The following is a 17938-nucleotide window of genomic DNA, read 5'->3' as shown; positions in this document are numbered from 1 at the left end:
CGCGGTCGTCCGCGAGCGGAGGCTTGAGTCAGGCCGCCGCCCCCGTTCCTGCCCTGGAGACCGCTTCTTGGGCGGCGGCGAGAGCATCCCGACCTGGCCCGGCGGCTCGAATCCATCTCGATCTAACCAGTGACGATTACTTGACAGGTTAGGTTGGGCGTGGTCGACTGGTCATACAACCGATCAAGACTTGTAGAAAGGTTAGAGAAATGGTCCCCGCAGTTCACCACCGCACCGCCACCGTCAATGGGCTCGAGGTCTTCTACCGGGAGGCCGGCGAACCCCAGGCACCCACCGTGGTGCTCCTCCACGGTTTCCCCACCAGCTCGCACATGTTCCGCCACCTGATCCCGGCGCTCGCCGACCGGTACCACGTCATCGCCCCCGACCACATCGGGTTCGGGCAGTCGGCGATGCCCGCCCTGCAGGACTTCCCGTACACCTTCGAGGCCCTCACCCAGGTCACGTCCGGTCTGCTGGAGGACCTGGGTGTCGACCGGTTCGCGATGTACGTGCAGGACTACGGCGCCCCCATCGGCTGGCGGCTGGCGCTGCAGGACGCGGACCGCATCACCGCGATCATCACCCAGAACGGCAACGCCTACGTCGAGGGCTTCGTCAAGCCCTTCTGGGACGGAGTGTTCGCCTACGCCCAGGCACCGGGACCGGACACCGAAGCCCCCATGCGCGGCGCCCTGACCGCCGAGATCACCCGCTGGCAGTACGTGAACGGTGTCGCCGACCCCAGCCTGGTCAGCCCCGACAACTGGGTCCACGACCAGGCACTGCTGGACCGGCCGGGCAACGACGAGATCCAGCTCAAGCTCTTCCGCGACTACCCCACCAACGTGGACCTCTACCCGCAGGTCCACCAGTACTTCCGCGACTCCCAGGTCCCGCTGCTGGCGGTCTGGGGTGCCAACGACGAGATCTTCGGCCCCGCAGGCGCGGAGGCATTCAGCCAGGACCTGCCCAACGCCGAGATCCACCTGCTCGAGTCCGGGCACTTCGCCCTCGAGAGCCACCTCCCGGCCATCACCGAGCACATCCGCGACTTCCTCGGCCGCGTCCTCGCCTGACGGCCACGGGCCGATGCGGCGGCTGCGGCGGCCACGGACCGCACAAGCCCTTTCTGCCGCAGTCGGCAAGGAACCCGCCATGCAATACCTCACCCAACACGCCTTCACTCCCCCAGACCGTGCGCACCGCCCGCGCCTTCGCGATGCAGGTCCTCGAGTCCCGGGGCGGGTGCCGACGCCGCGACGACATCCGGACATGCGTCTCGGAACTCGCGGGCAACGCTGTCCGGCACGGCAGCCCGGACGGACACAACTACCTGGTCCGTCTCGTTCGGCACACCCACTGCCTTCACCTCGAAGTCCATGACAGCGCGCGCCGCTTCAGGGGCCGTATCCCGCCTCCCTCGATGACCGGGGAGGCCGGCCGAGGCATGTGCATCGTCCAGGAGCTCTCCGGCCACTGGGGAGTTGAGGCCGGAGGCGTCGGCGACCGAAAGGGCGTCTGGACCTGCTTCCGCCGCCCCGAGGTCCAGATTTCCCGCTGCTCCTGCAAGCCCTGAACGGGCACCCTCAACAACCCACTCGCACCCCCGGGGTGCAGTCTCGACGCACCCGAGAACCGGAAGGAACACGCCATGGGACTGTCCTGGCAGCAAGGGCCCCTTTCCGCGAACGCGATCGGGCACTTCCTCACCTCCGATCCGCTGCCTCAGCGCCTGCTGTTCGTTGAGCGGCTGCGCCGCCGCATGCGCGTGAAGTTCAACGGCACCTGGATCGGCGACAGCGAGAACGTCATCCTGATGCACGAGCCGGGCCGCTACCCCGTCGCCTACTTCCCCCGCCAAGACGTCGACGAGCAGGCCCTGGTCGCAAGCGACAAGGTCACCCACCACAAAGACCTCGGCGACACCGCCTGGTACACGGTGACGGCCAGCGACCGCACCACCGAACGCGCCGCCTGGGAATTCACCGCGCTGCCCGGGCACGCCGCCGACCTCCAGGACCGCATCGCCTTCGCCTGGCGCGCCATGGACGCCTTCTACGAAGAGGACGAGCGCATCCTGGGGCACGCCGCCGACCCCTACCACCGCATCGACATCCGCAACACCTCCCGCACCCTGGAAGTCCGCCTCGGCGACACAGTGGTGGCCCGCTCCGAACACCCCGTCGTGCTCTACGAGTCCGGATTCGCCCCGCGCTGGTACGTCCCGCGCGCCGACATCGACGAGAGCCGGCTGCGCACCGTCGACGGACAGACCTTCTGCCCCTACAAGGGCCTGTGCGACTACTACGACATCGACGGCGCGCACCACGCCGCCTGGTCGTACCACAACGCCTACCAGGAGGTCGCTCGGATCGGCGACATGGTGTCCTTCGAGCCGGACCAGGTCGAGGTCTACCTCGACGGCGAGCGCCTGGAACTCGAGCCCGGACAGAAAGTCATCCCCCACGGCGTCGACCGCGGCCTGGACGTCGACGAGGTCAGCGCCCACTGACAGCTGGGCGCCACCCATGGGCGGCGCTCGCTCGAACCGGGCCGAAACGGCGCGTACTCCCGACGCCTCCATCAGGCATTGGCAAATGATGGGACACGGGGTACCCGCCGCCGCAGACATGGGCCGACTGCGCATCACCGCCAAAGCGCTCGCCAGGCACCACGACGAGCCGGACGTCCTGCTCGCCGAACTGGACGCCTTTGCCCAGGAAGCGGGCATCGAGCTGGCCACCTGTCTGTATCTGCTCTACGACGCCAGGAGCGGCCGGGCACGGATCGCCAACGCGGGCCACCCTCCGCCGCTGGTGCTGAATCCCGACGGTTGGCTCGAGGCGGTCGACGAGGTTCTGGGCGTGCCGCTCGGGGTGGGCGGGCATCCGTTCGAGACGACCGAGGTCGACCTGCCCGAGGGCGCCGTACTCGCCCTGTACACCGACGGTCTCATCGAAGCGCGCGGCCGGGACATCGACCAGGGCGCGGCCCGGCTCCGCGCCGAACTGGCAGATGTCTCGGGACCTTTGGAGTACGCCGCGGGCCGCATTCTCGCCCGGCTGCTGCCTGGCCCTCCGCACGACGACACGGTCCTCGTCCTCGCCCGCGTCACCAGGGCGGCATGAGGGTCCTTGAGCCTTGATGTGCGGAACGGGCTCGGCCCGGGTCGCGCGGCCCGGTGGAAGCCCGTCGATCAGGCCGCGGAGCGGCTCGCAGAGCGGACGCAAGGGACAGGCAAGGACAAGCAAGCGGCCGGGAAAGGGGCCGGGGGTCGACGGGGCCCGCCCGTGCGGACCGGAGCTGCTGCTCGGGTCACTCAATTGTCGACGACGGCTGCGGCCGGAGCGATCGGTGCACGCAGGTTCGGCCAGGGTGCTGAATCGCCCGGCGGCGATTCGGCGTCCCCTGTCCCGCTACGCGTGAAAGCCGCGTGCGTCCCCGGCCTGAAGGCCGGGTCATTCACCGGTTCATCCGGTGAGCGGTCACTGGGCCGTGTGACCCATACCCCCGTTGATCCAGCGCCGGGCCGTGCCCATCGGCCCCGAGCGTGGTGGCCCCGCCCCGGCGGCCCGTGCATGAGCGGCCACCCCTCACACCACCATGAGCCGATCAGCCTGCCGCTCGAGGTGCTGTTCCGACGGCCGTGATCATAATGCCGGCCGTCGGCTGCCTACAGCTGGTTCGGTTGGGCGAGACGGCGTGATCCGCAGGGTCCGGAGCCGATGGCGTACAGGGTTCCTCCTGGCTGGACCCTTGTGCCGGAACCGCCGCAACACGGCCGTGCCGACCTCCACGTGCTCCGTCGGCGCATACTCCTCGCGAGCTGAGCCGGAGTCGTGGGACAGCGGATCTCGAGTGATTGCCACGGCAGTTTGAGTGCCCAGCACTGTGTCTGGCGGGTTCAGCGGCAGAGCTCCATGATGGTGTCGTCGAAGTCGGGGAACTCCCAGGTGGCTTGCTCGATCACGGCAGCGGCTGGCCGACGCCGGCCCGGTGCGAACCGTTCCGCGAGGGCCGTCAGCTCCTGGTCGGGGCGTGGCACGCGGTCGCGCTCGTACGAGGTGGCTGCTTCCCAGGGGCCAAGGCCGTCGGCCGGCAGCCACAGGAAGTCGCCCAGGTCGCGCGCGACGACGCCGGTCTCCCCCTCGGATCCGAGGAAGACGACAGGCTGGTCGATGAGTGCCCGGTTCGGGCGGATCAGCCAGAACGCCGCGTACCCACCGGAGCCGTCCTGGCCGAATACGCGAAAGTCGTCGCCGCTCAGCTCTCCGTTGCCAGTCCAGGCCCGCAACCAGTCGGTGGTCTCCGCGGTGGACAGAAAGGCTGGGAAGGGCTCGAAGTCGACCCCGTCGTCGCCGTTGTAGTCGAACGGAAGTGCCATCGCGGCGGCGAGCGCGGCAGGGAGCTGTCGATCATCGGTGGGCGTCGCGGGCGCAGGCTAGCGACCGGTCAGCCTTCGGCGGCAAGCGGTCAACCCTCCATGGGGCCACGCAGACCGCCCGCTGTTCCGGCGCCGTCGGCAAGGTGATGGAGACGGGCACGCACGGCACGGACGGGACCAGCGGCGCAGCGTCCATGTCCGGCGGCGGTGACGGGCAGAGTCCTCAGCCGCGGACCCAGGACGACAACGCCACCGGTCACGACGGCGAGCCGGGAGTGGAGGTGGAGGTGGGAGAAGTGGGGCAGGGGGAGGTGGCGTCGGTCTGCTACCCGCCGCCCGCCCCGTACGCAGCCCGGTTCGCGGATCTGCCCCGGCAGCAGCGGGACTTCGCCGCCGACCACAGCGGTGTCATTCACCTGAATTCTCCCAGGAGGCCCCGGCCTTCAGGCAGGGGAAGAATGGGTCCTTGGAGCGGAGCCGCGAAGCGGCGGAGTTCCTCCGTGTCTGTCGTGACCTGCGCTTTCGGTAGCTGTCAGTGGTGGCGGTTAGGTTGAAGGGGTGAAGGTCGTGGTGCAGGTGAAGCTGCTGCCGTCGCCCGAGGTGGCGGCGGCTTTGGCGGCGACCTTGCGCGTGTGCAACCGGGCGGCTGATGCCGCATCGGTTTTGGCGTACGAGCGCGGCACCACCACCCGCAACGAGCTGCAAAAGCTCGTCTACGCCCGCTTGAAGTCGGAGTTCGGGCTGGCTGCCCAGCCGGCCGTGCGCACGGTGAAGAAGGTCGTGGACGCCTACACCACGTTGCGTGCGAACATCCGGGCGGGGAACCTTGGTCCGGCCGGGTCGAAGCGGCGCAGCCGTGCGGAGTCGAAGCCGATCGTCTTCCGCCCCGATGCGGCCCAGCCCTATGACGACCGGATCCTGTCCTGGCAGCACGACGCGCAGACCGTCAGCATCTGGACCGTGGCCGGGCGGATCAAGGACGTCCGGTACACCGGGCACCCCGGCCAGTTGGCGATGCTGGCGAAATACCGGCGGGGCGAGTCGGATCTCGTGCACCGGGACGGCATGTGGTTCCTGGTCGCCACCTGCGAGATTCCGGAGGTCCCGCTCAACACCCACCCGGTGGACTGGGTCGGTGTGGACCGGGGCATCGCCAACCTCGCCACCACGTCCGACGGGGACAACTACCAGGGCCGCCGCCTTGGCCGCTACCGGCGCTGGCACGCCCGCAAGCGGGCCGAGTTGCAGGCGAAGCAGACTCGGTCCGCTACCAGGCGGGCCAAACGCCGGGCGCGCCGCGAGGCCCGGCACGCTACTCATGTCAATCACAGGATCAGCAAGGAGATCGTGGCCGTCGCTGGGGGTGCCTCCCAGGCGAAGCTCTGGGGGAGCACCGGACGCGGCATCGCCCTCGAAGAACTGAGTGGCATCCGTGACCGGGTACGGCCTTCACGCGACCAGCGGGCCACGCTCTCCTCCTGGCCGTTCCACCAGCTCGAAGAGCACATTCGGTACAAGTCTCGGTGGGCCGGGGTGCCGGTGATCTGGGTGGACGCCCGCTACACCTCGCAGATGTGTCCCAGATGCGGGCACACGGCAAGAAACAACCGTCCCGTCCGGGACATCTTCTGCTGTCGTCGGTGCGGGCTCGCTGGCCCCGCCGACCACGTCGCCGGGGTCAACGTGCGCAACCGCGCACGCTCGGCGTGGGTTCTCGTCAACGGACCCGTACCACAAAGGACCTGAACACCTCCTTTCGCTGGTAGATGCGACCCGTGACCGCCCTGTCGTAGGGGGCAGTCGGGAGCGCGACAAGGTGTAGAAGACCGAGCCAGCAGGCTCGGTCGTTTACGGCCGAGAAGTTGACAAGGCATTCCGTGGAAAGGGTGATGGGCGGTGTCATCAGGCCCTTCGTTCCTCATGGACGAACGAGCAGATGCAACTCGAAGCTGTACCGCGACGCCCGGTAGAGATGGCTGGCGTACTCCACCACGCGCCCCGTCACGTCGTAGGAGATGCGCTGCATGCTGAGCAGCGGTGCGCCCTCCGGCTCCTCCAGCAGCGCGCCCTCCTCGGCGGTGGCCACGCGGGCGCCGATCGTCTGACGGGCGCTGTGCAAAGTGATCCCCGCGCCGCGCATCAGCCGGTAGAGGCCGGTCTTCTCCAACTCCTCCCCACGGTCGTCCAGTAGCCCTCCGGGCAAGTGGTTGCGCATGACGGCCAGCGGCTCGCCGTGTGCGAACCGGAGGCGCTCCACCAAGGTGACGCCGGCGCCCTCCGCGATCCTGAGCGCCGCGGCGACATCCGCGCTCGCCTCGACCGTTCGTATGCCGAGCACCCGCGTTGCGGGACGCTGCCCGGCCGCCTCCAGGTCGTCGTACAGGCTGCTGAGCTCCAGCGGCCGTTTGACCTGGCTGTGCACGACCTGGGTGCCCACGCCGCGGCGGCGTACGAGCAGGCCCTTGTCCACGAGAGCCTGGATCGCTGTCCGGACCGTGGGCCTGGACAGGCGCAGCCGGGCGGCGAGTTCGATCTCGCTGCCCAGCAGGGAGCCGGGCTGCAGCCGGCCCTGTTCGACAGCTGCCTCGAGCTGCTGTGACAGCTGGAAGTAGAGCGGAACGGGGCTGGAGCGATCCACACCCAGCAGCAGGTCTGCCGGTTCGGCTCTCTCGCTCGTCATGTGCCGCACTCTAGTGGCGCGTTACTCAAATGTTAAGACATCAGATCTTCACGTCGTCCTGTCCTCGTGGAAACCTCCAGGGGCACTTGACCGAGGGAGACCCATGAATGTGCTGACCAGACGTGCAATGGCGCTCACTGGTGCCATGTCCCTTTCGTTCTTCCTTGTCGCGTGTGGCGGCTCGGGAGACGACTCGAGTTCCTCCAACACGCTGAAGATCTCGGCCAACGCGATCTCCGGCGGCAAGAACGCCGCACAGGCGGACTGGATCCAGAAGTGGGTCATTCCGCAGTTCGTCAAGGCGCAGAAGGCCAAGGGCGTCGACGTGAAGGTCACGTTCCAGCCGAGCGGCGTGGAGGACGAGCAGTACAAGACCAAGCTGGCCCTCGACCTGCAGTCGGGGTCGGGCCCCGACGTGTTCGACCTCGACGGCATCTGGGTCGGCGAGTTCGCCGAGGCGGGCTACATCAAGCCGCTCGACAGCGTTGTCAAGACCTCTGGCGACTGGGACGGATGGAAGCAGATCCCCGAGGCGGTGCAGCAACTGGCCTCGTTCGACGGCAAGCGCTACGGCATCCCCGGCGGCACCGACGGGCGGGTGATCTACTACAACAAGGAGCTGTTCAAGAAGGCTGGCATGCCCGAGAACTGGCAGCCCGCCAGCTGGGACGAGATCATCGAGGCCTGCAAGAAGCTGAAGTCGCAGGACGGCGTCACCCCGGTCCAGCTGAACGCCGGCACCGCCATGGGCGAGGCCACGACCATGCAGGGAGTCCTGCCGCTGCTGGCCGGCACCGGTGAGCCGGTCTGGGCGGACGGCAAGTGGACGGGCGCGAGCGCGGGCGTCAAGGAGGTCCTCGGCCTCTACCAGCGGATCTACTCCGAGAAGCTGGGAGACCCGCTGCTGCAGAAGGAGGCCCAGGGCCGGGACAAGTCCTTCCAGGAGTTCGCCGATGGCAAGATCGGCATGCTGCTGGAGGGCGACTACTTCTGGCGCAGCGTCATCAACCCCAAGGGCGGCGTCGCGCCGATGGCCGACCGCGACAAGACCGTGGGTTACGCCAAGATCCCGGCGATGGCGCCGGGTCAGGGCGTGAAGGGGCAGGACTTCGTCTCGTACTCCGGCGGCGGCGTGCAGACGATCAACCCCGCCGGCAAGAACAAGGACCTCGCCTTCGATCTCATGGCCTTCATGAACTCCGCCGAGGCCATCAAGGCGCAGCTGGCCGGCGAGGCCCGGATCACCGCCCGCACCGATGTCAACAACGAGGTGCTCGCGGGCGACCCGATGCTGGGCTTCATCTCGAAGGAGATTCTCCCGCTGACCTCCTACCGCCCGCCGCTGGCCGCGTACACGCAGGTCTCCACCGCGCTGCAGGAGGCCACTGCTGCGGTCGTCGACGGCAAGGACCCCCAGGCGGCCGCGAACGACTACCAGAAGAAGCTGGAAGGGGCAGTGGGCGGTGCCGGCAACATCAAGTCCTGAGCTCGACGCCGGTGCGCCGAGCAAGGACCCGGAGGGGCGCCTGACCGCAGGCGCCTCCTCCGCCCCCGTCCGGGCCGGCGGCGACGCCGCCGGCCTGGGCCGGGCCCGCGCCGCGGCCTTTGTCATCCCGTCCCTGCTGCTGATCGCGGCCTTCCTGCTCTTCCCCGCGCTGTGGACCATCTACCTGGGACTCACGGACTACCGGCTGACCGGACTGGCCGCCGCCGACCCGCAGTTCGTCGGTCTCGACAACATGACCGCCGCGCTCAGCGACGACCGGTTCGGCAACTCGCTCTGGCTGACCGTGGAGTTCGTCCTGGGTTCGGCCGTCATCGGCCAGTCCCTGCTCGGCTTCGCGATCGCCTGGTCGATGCGCGAGCGGCGCGGGGCGCTGCGGCGGCTCGTCGAGGCCCTGGCGCTGCTGGCGTGGGTGCTGCCCAGCTCGGTCGTCACGTTCCTGTGGATCGCGCTGCTCGACAGGGACGGCGGCTCGCTCAACGCGCTGCTGCACACGCCCGGTACGGGCTGGCTGCTCGAGTACCCGATGGCGTCCATCATCGTGTTCAACATCTGGCGGGGCGCCGCCTTCTCGATGATGCTCTACGCGGCCGCCCTCGGGAACGTGCCGCCGTCGCACATGGAGTCGGCGCGGCTGGCCGGTGCTTCGACCTGGCAGCAGTTGCGCGACGTGGTGCTCCCGCGGATCAAGGGGCACATCCTGACCAACCTGCTGCTCATCAGCCTCTGGACCTTCAACGACTTCACCCCGTTCCTGCTCACCGCGGGCGGTCCCGAGGACAAGACCGAGATCATGCCGGTGTTCATCTACAAGCTCGCGCTCAACAGCGGCGAGCTCGGCTTCGGCGCGGCGATCTCGGTACTGATGCTGCTGTTCAACCTGGTGATCGCTCTGTTCTACGTGCGGATGCTCAGGCAGCGGAAGGACGAGACCGCATGACCTCCACCGAAACCGCCCTCCGGCCGGGCGGCAAGGAGCGCGCGGCGCGGGGCGCGGAGCACGCGGCCGGCCTGCTCCAGGCCCGGCGCGCGGCCGCCACCGTCGGCTTCTACACGTTCGTGTGCCTGCTGATCGCGTTCTTCGCGCTGCCCCTGCTGTGGCTGGCGTGCGCCCCGTTCGACGAGGCCCCGAGCGTCACCGCCTCGCTGCCGGACTTCACCCTGCGCAACTTCCAGGTGCTCGCGGACAACCCGTACGCGCTCACGTCGCTCGGCAACTCCGTGGTGCTTGCGGCCGGTACCGGCGCCCTGACGGTCGTCCTCGCGGCCCTGGCCGCCTACGCGCTGAGCCGGGTGCGGCTGCCGGGACGCGACGTGCTGCTGTACGTCATGCTGCTGCTGTCCTCGATCGTGACCGGGACGGCGGCCATGGTGCCGCTGTTCAACCTGGCCTTCGAGCTGCACCTGATCGACTCCCAGCTCGGCGTCGTCCTCGTCATGACCGGCGGCCTGCTGCCCAGCGCCATTTTCATCCTGAAGGACTTCATGGACGGCACGCCCGTGTCGTACGAGGAGTCCGCCCGCGTGTTCGGCGCCTCGCCGCTGCAGATCGTGCGGCACATCGTGGTGCCGATGGTGCGCCCGGGCCTCGCGACCATCGCCGTCTGGGCCGTGGCCCAGGTGTGGGGCAACTTCCTCGTCCCGTTCCTGCTGCTGCGTACGCCGGAGAAGTCCCCGGCCGCCGTCGTGATGTACACGTTCTACACCGAGGGCGGACAGCCGAACCTCGCGCTCATCTCCACCTTCTCCCTGCTCTATTCGCTACCGGTGATCCTGATGTTCCTGTTCGTCAGCTCCCGGTACGGATTCCGGTTCCACGGAGGTATCAAGCGCTGATGGCATCCATCACCATGAGCGAGCTCGTGAAGGTCTACCCCGGCGGGGTCCGCGCCCTGGACTCGGTCGACCTGACCGTCGAGGACGGCGAGTTCTTCGCGCTGCTCGGTCCGTCCGGCTGCGGCAAGACCACACTGCTGCGCACCATCGCGGGTCTGGAGGCGTCCAGCGGCGGCACGATCCACATCGGCGACCGGGACGTGACCGTCCTCGCCCCCGGGCGGCGCGACGTCGCGATGGTCTTCCAGGACTACGCGCTGTTCCCGCACATGACGGTCACCGACAACATCGCCTACCCGCTGCGCATCAAGAAGGTGCCCACCGCCGAGCGCGCCGGGAAAGCCGCCGAGACGGCCGCCGAGCTGGGCCTGACGGACTATCTGCTGCGCCGGCCCGGACAGCTGTCCGGCGGCCAGCAGCAGCGCGTGGCGCTGGCCCGCGCGATGGCCTGCCACCCGCAGGTCTTCCTGTTCGACGAGCCGCTGTCCAATCTGGACGCACGGATGCGGCTGGAGGCCCGTACGTTCCTCAAGCGGCTGCAGCGCGAGCTCGGCGTGACGACGGTGTTCGTCACCCACGACCAGGCGGAGGCGCTCGCACTCGCCGACCGGATCGCGGTGATGGAGGGCGGCCGGATCCGCCAGCTCGGCACTCCCAAGGAGGTGTTCCACCGGCCGGCCAACACCTTCGTGGCCTCCTTCATCGGCTCCACCCCGATGAACCTGCTGGACGCGGTGGTGGCGGAGCAGGGCCTGGAGATCGGTGACGCGGTGCTGCCGGTCCCCGCCGGGTTCGCCGGCGCGCTGACCGTCGGGGAGAAGCTGGTCCTCGGCGTCCGGCCGGAGTATCTGGCGTACTCCTCGGAGCCCGCCGAGGGCGCGCTGTCCGGCGAAGTCACCGTGGTCGAGAACCTGGGCAGCGCGCAGCTGGTCACCCTGTCCGGCGAGGGGGGCTACATGCAGGTGGTCGTCGACGAGGACGCCGCGCTGGCCACGGGTGACCGGGGCTGGGCCCTGCCGCGCGCGGACCGCGTGCTGCTCTACCGGAACGGCGACCTGGTCACCGCGGGCGCCGGGGCGGCCGGGTGAGGAGCGCCACCACCGTCCACCGGGGCCGCTGGTCGCTGCAGGACCGGCTCGACGCGATGCTCCGGGAGCTGCCGTTCGAGGTGGCTCCCGGCACCGCGGGCATCACCGTCGAGTTGGAGTTCGACCGCACCCAGGGGGTACTGGACCTCGGCTGTCTGGGCGCGGCGGGCTTCCGCGGCTGGTCGGGCGGCGCGCGGGACACGTACACCGTCACCGCGGGCTGGGCGACGCCGGGTTACCTCCCCGGCGAGCTGGAGCCGGGGGAGTGGAACGTGCTGCTGCGGCTGCACCGCATCCCGCCGGGCGGACTCGACTACGAAGTGCGCGTGAGGCCGCTCGGTGCGCTCCCGGCAGCCCCGCCCGCCCCGGCGGGACCGGATCCGGCGCCGCGGCCCGCCGCGCACGCGCGCCGGGACATCCCGGAACTCGACGGGATGCGCTGGTACGCCGGTGACTTCCACAGCCACACCGTGCACAGCGACGGCGCGCTGAACGTCCCCGAGCTGGCGGCGCTCGCCTGCGGCCAGGGTCTGGACTTCCTCGCCGTCACCGACCACAACACCGTCAGCCACCACCCCGAACTGCCCGCCGCCGGGGCCCGCTACGGCATCAGCCTGCTGCCCGGCCAGGAGGTCACCCGCGACGACGGCCACGCCAATGTCTTCGGCGACACCGGCTGGGTGGACTTCCGGGGGCCCGCCGACTCGTGGTACGAGCACGCCCGCACGCACGGCGGCGTAATGTCCGTCAACCATCCGCTGGGCGGCGACTGCGCCTGGCGGCTGCCCCTCGCCGACCGTCCCCGGCATGCCGAGATCTGGCACTCCGGATGGTTCGACCGTCGCTGGGGCGCGCCGCTGTCCTGGGCACAGGCCTGGCGGCCCGACGTCATCGCCATCGGCGGCAGCGACTTCCACCGCGCGGGCAGCGACGGGGTGCCCGGCTCACCCACCACGTGGCTGCTCGCCGAGGACGACAGCCCCTCCGCTCTGCTGACCGCCCTGGCCGCCGGGCGCACCGCGGTGTCCGCCGGCCCCGACGCCCCGCTGCTGCTGCGGCTCGGGGACGAACTGATGCTGCTCGGCGCCGAGAACACCGTCCTGGTGCGTCCCGACGGGCGGCGCGAGGTCGTGCACGGCGACCGCACCATCCTGCCCGGCGGCGAGGGCTCGTACCGCCTGGAGAGCCACGAGAACGAGGTGATCGCACTGTGCCAGTGACCATCAAGGTGGCGAACGCGCCGGTCAACTTCGGTATCTACCGTGCCGACCGCGCGCCGCTTGCCGCCACCGAGCTGCTGACCGACGTGGCCAAGGCGGGATACGACGGCATCGACTCCGGGCCCATCGGGTATCTCGGCACCGCCGACACGCTGACCGGGCACCTTGCCGACGCCGGTCTCGCACTGGCCGGCGGCTGGATCGATCTCCGCTACGGCGACGAGGACGGCTTCACCATCGACCTGGCCGGCCTCGATGCCGCCCTGGACGTCTTCACCAGCCTCCCCGTCGCCGACCCCCGCTTCGCCCCGCGCCCTACCCTGGCCTGCCCCGACAACCCCGAGCGCTGCGCCCGCCCCGGGCGCGCGCACGGCACCGTCGCGGACTGGGCGGGCTTCGCCGCCCGGGTGCAGCGGGCCGCCGACCGGTGCCGCGAGCGCGGTCTGGAGCCGGTGTTCCACCACCATCTGGGCACCGACGTCGAGAGCGCAGAGGAGGTCGAGCGGCTGCTGGAGGCCACTGACGTCTCGCTGTGCCTGGACACGGGCCACCTCCACCTGGCGGGCGGCGACCCTCTCGCCGCGTTGCGCGACTGGGCGCCGCGGATCAAGCAGGTGCACATCAAGGACGCCTCGCGCGAGCGCCTGGAGAGCACCGTCGCGGCGGGTGGTGACTTCGCCCAGGCGGTGCGCGACGGCGCGTTCCCTTCGCTGGGCGAGGGCGAGATCGACCCCGCCGGCGTGGTGGCCGCCCTGCGCGAGACCGGCTACACCGGCTGGCTCGTCGTCGAGCAGGACGCCCCCGAGTCGGGCCGGGAGCCCGGCGACCTGCTCGCCGACCAGCGGGCCAACCGCGAGGCACTGCGAAGGGCAGGGATCTGAATGTCCACGGTCTCCGTGGCGGTGGCCGGCCTCGGCACCATCGCCCAGACCGTCCATCTGCCGCTGATCGAACGGCTCGCCGGCCGCTTCACCCTGTCCGCCGTCGCCGATGTCTCTCCCGCTCTCACCGCCCGGATCGGGCAACGCTACGGCGTCCCGCCGGAGCGCCGCTTCACCGGCGTCGAGGCCCTGCTGGAGTGGGGCGGGTTCGACGCGCTGCTCCTGCTCACCTCGGGCACCCATGTCCCCGCCGCCGCCGACGCGCTGCGCCGAGGGCACGCCGTACTCGCCGAGAAGCCCCTCGGCTACGCCCTGCGGGAGATCGACGAGCTGGCGGCCCTCGGTGAGGCCGTCACCGACCGGCTCATGGTCGGCTACATGAAGCAGTACGACCCAGCGGTGCAGCGCCTGGCCGCGCTCGTCGAACGGATCGGCGGGCCCGGCGCGATCCACGCGATCGATGTCACCGTGCTCCATCCGTCGTCCGAATCCCAGCTGGCCTTCGCCCACCTGCCGCCGCCCGCGGGCGACGTGCCCGCGGCCGAGCTGGCCGCGCTGCGGGCCGCAGCGGAGAAGCCGCTGCGCACGGCTCTCGGCGACGAGCCGGCCGGGCCGCTGCGGGAGCTGTACGGGATCATCATGAACAGCATCTGCCACGAGCTGTCCCTGATCCGCCTGCTCGCCGGAGCCGCGGCCACGGTCGACCACGCCGCCCTGTGGCCCGCGAAGGGCTCAGGCGAGGGCGACCCGCCGTCCGTCGACCTGTCCGGCGCCCTGCCGGCCGGCGGCCGCTACGGCATCCGGTGGCTCTACCAGCCCGACTACCCGGCGTACCGCGAGACGGTCGCCGTCCATCACGCGACCGGATCCGCCGAGCTGGTCTTCCCGGCCCCGTACCTGCTGGGCGCCCCGACCCTGCTGGCGGAGACCAGCGGCCGGTGCGAGGAGCTGGCCCGTACGGAGTTCCGCTCGCCCCTGGGGGGCTTCGAGGCCCAGCTGACGGCGTTTCACGCGCTCGTCACGCGGGGCAGGCCCCCGCTCTCCGGCCTCCGCGCCGCGGCTGCCGATCTCACCTTCGCCCAGCAGGCCGTGCGGCGACTCGCCGCACAGCACGGCCTCGAACCCGCCGGGGAGGCCGCACATGCCTGAACTCGTGATCGTCCCGCACACCCACTGGGACCGGGAGTGGTATCTGCCCTTCCAGCGCTTCCGGTTGCAGCTGGTGGCGCTCCTGGACGAGCTGCTGGACCGGATGGAGCGCGATCCGCGCCACCGCTTCACCCTCGACGGGCAGCTTGCCGCCGTGGACGACTACCTCGAGGTGCGCCCCGAGGCACGTGAGCGGGTGGTGGCGCTGGTGAAGTCCGGACGGCTGGCCATCGGCCCTTGGGACATCCTGATGGACGAGTTCCTGTGCTCCGGAGAGCAGATCGTCCGCAATCTCGAGCGCGGCATCCGCCGCTCCGGCGAGCTCGGCGGCACCATGCCCGTCGGCTACCTCCCCGACATGTTCGGCCACATCGCGCAGATGCCGCAGATCCTGCGGGGCGCCGGGCTGGACCACGCGTGCGTCTTCCGCGGCGTGCCGAGCGTCGTGACCACCGACACCTTCGCCTGGACGGCCCCCGACGGCACCGCCGTACGCACCCGCTACCTGCCGGCAGGCGGCTACGGCAACGCCGCCGGTCTGCTCGCCGACCGTGGCGCGGTGGCGGAGCGGATGCGGGAACTCGTCGAGCGGATGGGCACCTGGGCGCTGCCCGACGGCGGCCCGCTGCTCGGCATGTACGGCTCCGACCACACCGCGCCGGAAGCGGACGCCCCCGACCTTCTGGCCACGGCCGGTGAGGCGACAGGGACCAGCACGCGCCTGGCCACGCTCGCCGGGTTCTTCGCCGAGCTGCCCACCAGCACCGACGGGCTGCCTGCCGTCCACGGCGAGCTGCGTTCCCACGCCCGCGCGAACATCCTCCCCGGCGTCAACTCCGTGCGCCCGCATCTGAAGCAGGCGATGAGCCGCGCCGAGCGGGCGGTCGAGCGGTACGCGGAGCCGATGGCCGCGCTGTACGGCGACGGCGGCGAGCAGCGCTTCCTCGACATGGCGTGGCAGCGGCTGATCGCCGTCAGCGGCCACGACTCGGTCACCGGATGCGGCTGCGACGAGACCGCCCAGCAGGTCGGTGCCCGGATGGCGGAGGCCGAGCAGCTCGGCCAGGCCGTCTGCGACCTGATCGGCACCCGGCGCGCCGCGGACGTCCCGCAGGACGCGCTGCTCGTCTTCAACCCCTCGCCATGGCGGCGCACCGGCGTCGTCTTCGCCGAGACCGACCGGCCGGGCGTCGAAGTGCTGGCCGACGACGTCGGCGTTCCGGCGGAGGTCGCGCTGACCCGGGTGCACGGCACGGAGCTGTACGGGCGGCACATCACCGGCTGGACGCTGGGCGACGACGACGCGACCCCGACCGACGATGCGAGCCGGGCCGGTGACGTGACGCTGACCTTCGAGGTCGCCCGCCACTCCCGCGGCGCCTTCGACGTCGCCGAGGTGAAGAAGGCGCTGGGCGCGGACGGCACCGACTGGCGCCGGCGCACCCTGCGGGTGCGGATCCTCACCGCCCCCGGCGAGCGCGTCCCGGTCTGGGCGGACCTCCCGCCGCTGGGCTACGCCGCGGTGCGCCCGCCGGCCCCGGGCACCGCCCCGCTGCCGCCGCACGACGTACGGGCGGACGGCCGGGTGCTCGACAACGGCCTGGTCCGCGTCGAGGTCGCCGCAGGCGGCACGTTCAGCCTGACCGGCGCCGACGGCACCACCGTCGCGGGCCTCGGCGCGCTCGTCGACGGCGGCGACCTGGGCGACACGTACAACTACGCGCCGCCTGCCGCAGACGTGCTGGTCACCGACCCGGAGTCGGTGCGGGTGACCCGTACCGCGGCATCCTCGCTGTGCGCGGTGCTCGAGATCGAACGGCGCTATGCCTGGCCCGCCACCGGCGACTTCGCGGTGGACGGCCGCTCGCCGCGCAGCGAGACCGTCACGGTCACGATGCGCGTGGAGCTGCGTGCCGCCGAGCCGTACGCGCGGATCGCCGTCGAGTTCGACAACCGCTGCGACGACCACCGGCTGCGCCTGCATCTGCCGCTGCCGCAGCGGACCGGATCGTCCTTCGCCGAGGGTCAGTTCGCGGTGGTCGAGCGCGGCCTGACCGCCGAGGGCGGGGGCGGCGAGGAGCCGCTGCCGACCTTCCCGGCCGCGGGCTTCGTGGCTGCGGGCGGGCTCGCGGTGCTGCTGGAGGAGTACAGCGAGTACGAACTCGTCGACGGTGGCCGCGAGCTGGCCCTCACCCTGCTGCGTTCCGTCGGGCAGCTGTCCCGCAACCGGCACGTCCACCGTGACGAGCCGGCCGGGCCGCAGCTGCCCACGCCCGAGGCGCAGAGCCGCGGCCGTCGGAGCGTGACGCTGGCGCTGCTGCCGTACGGCGGCTCCTGGCGGTCGGGGTCGGACGCCGTGCTGCGTGCGGCGGAGGAGTACCGGCACGGCCTGTTCGCCGTACCGGGGCGGGCCGAGCCGTCCGCGCCGCTGCCGGACGAGGTGACGGGTCCGGCGGTCGGCGGCTCCGGTGTGGTGCTGACCAGCGTGCGCGAACGCGACGGCTGGACGGAGGTGCGGGTCGTCGCCGAAGGCGGCGAGGCCACCGAGGCCCTGGTTCAAGGCGAGTTCACCCGGGCGCGACGCGCCGACCTGCTGGGCCGGCCGGGCGAGGCGCTGTCCGTGACCGACGGGGCGGTGCGGCTGGCACTGCGGCCGTGGGAGATCGCGACCCTCCAGCTGGGCCGCTGACCGGCCTTGCACTCCCGCCCCGCCCGGGCCGCGCCCCGCGCCGCGGGCCGGGTGGCGCCGGGGTGCCAGCCCGCGCGTGTGCGTCCGTAGGGCCAGGAATGCTCAGATCGCACTCGTGATCAGGCTCCTGACCCGCAAAGGCCCTCAGACCGGCTGGCCGAAGGAGCCCGCCAACGGCAGCTGAAGGAGCCCTCATCGAATATTGCAGTCGGATTGTGAGGCGGGCGCTCCGATCGGGATCCGGGACAGGCGACGGCCTACGTGGGTTGCGGGGTCGCGGCAACTGGCGTGGGCCGGCTCGAGAGTCGGCGGACGGGGCATCCCGAAGGTTCGCCTTCCGACCCCGACTCCAGGCCCCTCGGCCCGGAAGCGGTGGACACCCCCAGTCGGCACCGAGCACGGCGGCCGTCCGGACGATGACCTCGGCGAGAACAGTTGCCGGGGTCAAGATGAGGTGCGGACCGGGCGGTAGCACGAACATCTGCACGGCAGCACCCTCCCGCA

At 70.9% G+C, this 17938-nt stretch carries 16 protein-coding genes; 14 read left to right on the top strand and 2 right to left on the bottom strand.

The window, feature by feature from the left end:
* The first annotated feature begins 209 nt into the window (after positions 1–209).
* From ACWCP0_RS31185 to ACWCP0_RS31170, 4 genes are all read left to right on the top strand, one after another.
* Entirely contained in the window at positions 210–1079 is an 870-nt protein-coding gene (locus tag ACWCP0_RS31185; protein WP_451082106.1) for an alpha/beta fold hydrolase, read from the top strand.
* Positions 1080–1132: 53 nt separating this feature from the next.
* Positions 1133–1579 carry an ATP-binding protein gene (locus ACWCP0_RS31180; protein ID WP_451082144.1) on the top strand — a complete coding sequence of 149 codons (447 nt, stop codon included), beginning with the start codon at positions 1133–1135 and terminating at the stop codon, positions 1577–1579.
* 75 nt (positions 1580–1654) lie between these two features.
* Positions 1655–2515 (top strand): DUF427 domain-containing protein, encoded by an 861-nt coding sequence (locus tag ACWCP0_RS31175; protein WP_451082105.1) that lies wholly within the window; start codon positions 1655–1657, stop codon positions 2513–2515.
* An 85-nt stretch (positions 2516–2600) separates the two neighbouring features.
* Positions 2601–3131, top strand: coding sequence for a PP2C family protein-serine/threonine phosphatase (locus ACWCP0_RS31170; RefSeq protein WP_451082104.1), 531 nt, complete (start codon positions 2601–2603; stop codon positions 3129–3131).
* Between the two features lie 776 nt (positions 3132–3907).
* On the opposite strand, the gene ACWCP0_RS31165 is transcribed toward ACWCP0_RS31170, so the two are convergent.
* Positions 3908–4387, bottom strand: a complete 480-nt coding sequence (locus tag ACWCP0_RS31165) for an SMI1/KNR4 family protein (protein ID WP_451082103.1) — start codon at positions 4385–4387, stop codon at positions 3908–3910.
* Positions 4388–4533: 146 nt separating this feature from the next.
* Between ACWCP0_RS31165 and ACWCP0_RS31160 the strand changes: the two genes are divergently transcribed.
* A complete protein-coding gene (locus ACWCP0_RS31160; protein ID WP_451082102.1) occupies positions 4534–4941 on the top strand; it encodes a hypothetical protein in 408 nt (135 codons plus the stop codon).
* 4 nt (positions 4942–4945) lie between these two features.
* Positions 4946–6133 (top strand): RNA-guided endonuclease InsQ/TnpB family protein, encoded by a 1188-nt coding sequence (locus ACWCP0_RS31155; RefSeq protein ID WP_451082101.1) that lies wholly within the window; start codon positions 4946–4948, stop codon positions 6131–6133.
* Positions 6134–6305: 172 nt separating this feature from the next.
* On the opposite strand, the gene ACWCP0_RS31150 is transcribed toward ACWCP0_RS31155, so the two are convergent.
* Entirely contained in the window at positions 6306–7067 is a 762-nt protein-coding gene (locus tag ACWCP0_RS31150) for a GntR family transcriptional regulator (RefSeq protein WP_451082100.1), read from the bottom strand.
* Positions 7068–7212: 145 nt separating this feature from the next.
* Between ACWCP0_RS31150 and ACWCP0_RS31145 the strand changes: the two genes are divergently transcribed.
* The 8 genes from ACWCP0_RS31145 to ACWCP0_RS31110 are packed head-to-tail and all read left to right on the top strand — an operon-like array spanning position 7213 to position 17434.
* Positions 7213–8553 (top strand): extracellular solute-binding protein, encoded by a 1341-nt coding sequence (locus ACWCP0_RS31145; protein WP_451082099.1) that lies wholly within the window; start codon positions 7213–7215, stop codon positions 8551–8553.
* Positions 8531–9511, top strand: a complete 981-nt coding sequence (locus ACWCP0_RS31140) for a carbohydrate ABC transporter permease (RefSeq protein WP_451082098.1) — start codon at positions 8531–8533, stop codon at positions 9509–9511. Before ACWCP0_RS31145 ends, ACWCP0_RS31140 begins: the two co-directional genes overlap by 23 nt.
* Positions 9508–10407, top strand: coding sequence for a carbohydrate ABC transporter permease (locus ACWCP0_RS31135; RefSeq protein WP_451082097.1), 900 nt, complete (start codon positions 9508–9510; stop codon positions 10405–10407). Before ACWCP0_RS31140 ends, ACWCP0_RS31135 begins: the two co-directional genes overlap by 4 nt.
* Positions 10407–11495: an ABC transporter ATP-binding protein gene (locus tag ACWCP0_RS31130; RefSeq protein ID WP_451082096.1), complete on the top strand. Its 1089-nt coding sequence runs from the start codon at positions 10407–10409 to the stop codon at positions 11493–11495. Before ACWCP0_RS31135 ends, ACWCP0_RS31130 begins: the two co-directional genes overlap by 1 nt.
* Complete coding sequence (locus tag ACWCP0_RS31125; RefSeq protein ID WP_451082095.1) at positions 11492–12715, top strand: CehA/McbA family metallohydrolase; 1224 nt, start codon at positions 11492–11494, stop codon at positions 12713–12715. The genes ACWCP0_RS31130 and ACWCP0_RS31125 overlap by 4 nt, the downstream gene beginning before the upstream one ends.
* A complete protein-coding gene (locus ACWCP0_RS31120) occupies positions 12706–13596 on the top strand; it encodes a sugar phosphate isomerase/epimerase family protein (RefSeq protein ID WP_451082094.1) in 891 nt (296 codons plus the stop codon). The genes ACWCP0_RS31125 and ACWCP0_RS31120 overlap by 10 nt, the downstream gene beginning before the upstream one ends.
* Positions 13597–14745 carry a Gfo/Idh/MocA family protein gene (locus ACWCP0_RS31115; protein WP_451082093.1) on the top strand — a complete coding sequence of 383 codons (1149 nt, stop codon included), beginning with the start codon at positions 13597–13599 and terminating at the stop codon, positions 14743–14745.
* Entirely contained in the window at positions 14738–17434 is a 2697-nt protein-coding gene (locus tag ACWCP0_RS31110; RefSeq protein WP_451082092.1) for a glycoside hydrolase family 38 N-terminal domain-containing protein, read from the top strand. Before ACWCP0_RS31115 ends, ACWCP0_RS31110 begins: the two co-directional genes overlap by 8 nt.
* Positions 17435–17938 lie beyond the last annotated feature (504 nt).

The organism is Streptomyces sp. NPDC001970 (assembly GCF_053594115.1).
The sequence above is the reverse complement of the archived record's forward strand: the minus strand, read 5'-3'. Positions and strand labels throughout refer to the sequence as shown.

What these genes read in the sequence shown, in the direction of transcription:
- ACWCP0_RS31115 (WP_451082093.1), top strand. Translation starts at nt 13,597, where the DNA reads ATGTCCACGGTCTCCGTGGCGGTGGCCGGCCTCGGCACCATCGCCCAG.
- ACWCP0_RS31160 (WP_451082102.1), top strand. Translation starts at nt 4,534, where the DNA reads ATGGAGACGGGCACGCACGGCACGGACGGGACCAGCGGCGCAGCGTCC.
- ACWCP0_RS31175 (WP_451082105.1), top strand. Translation starts at nt 1,655, where the DNA reads ATGGGACTGTCCTGGCAGCAAGGGCCCCTTTCCGCGAACGCGATCGGG.
- ACWCP0_RS31135 (WP_451082097.1), top strand. Translation starts at nt 9,508, where the DNA reads ATGACCTCCACCGAAACCGCCCTCCGGCCGGGCGGCAAGGAGCGCGCG.
- ACWCP0_RS31150 (WP_451082100.1), bottom strand. Translation starts at nt 7,067, where the DNA reads ATGACGAGCGAGAGAGCCGAACCGGCAGACCTGCTGCTGGGTGTGGAT.
- ACWCP0_RS31110 (WP_451082092.1), top strand. Translation starts at nt 14,738, where the DNA reads ATGCCTGAACTCGTGATCGTCCCGCACACCCACTGGGACCGGGAGTGG.
- ACWCP0_RS31170 (WP_451082104.1), top strand. Translation starts at nt 2,601, where the DNA reads ATGATGGGACACGGGGTACCCGCCGCCGCAGACATGGGCCGACTGCGC.
- ACWCP0_RS31145 (WP_451082099.1), top strand. Translation starts at nt 7,213, where the DNA reads ATGTCCCTTTCGTTCTTCCTTGTCGCGTGTGGCGGCTCGGGAGACGAC.
- ACWCP0_RS31165 (WP_451082103.1), bottom strand. Translation starts at nt 4,387, where the DNA reads ATGGCACTTCCGTTCGACTACAACGGCGACGACGGGGTCGACTTCGAG.
- ACWCP0_RS31185 (WP_451082106.1), top strand. Translation starts at nt 210, where the DNA reads ATGGTCCCCGCAGTTCACCACCGCACCGCCACCGTCAATGGGCTCGAG.
- ACWCP0_RS31130 (WP_451082096.1), top strand. Translation starts at nt 10,407, where the DNA reads ATGGCATCCATCACCATGAGCGAGCTCGTGAAGGTCTACCCCGGCGGG.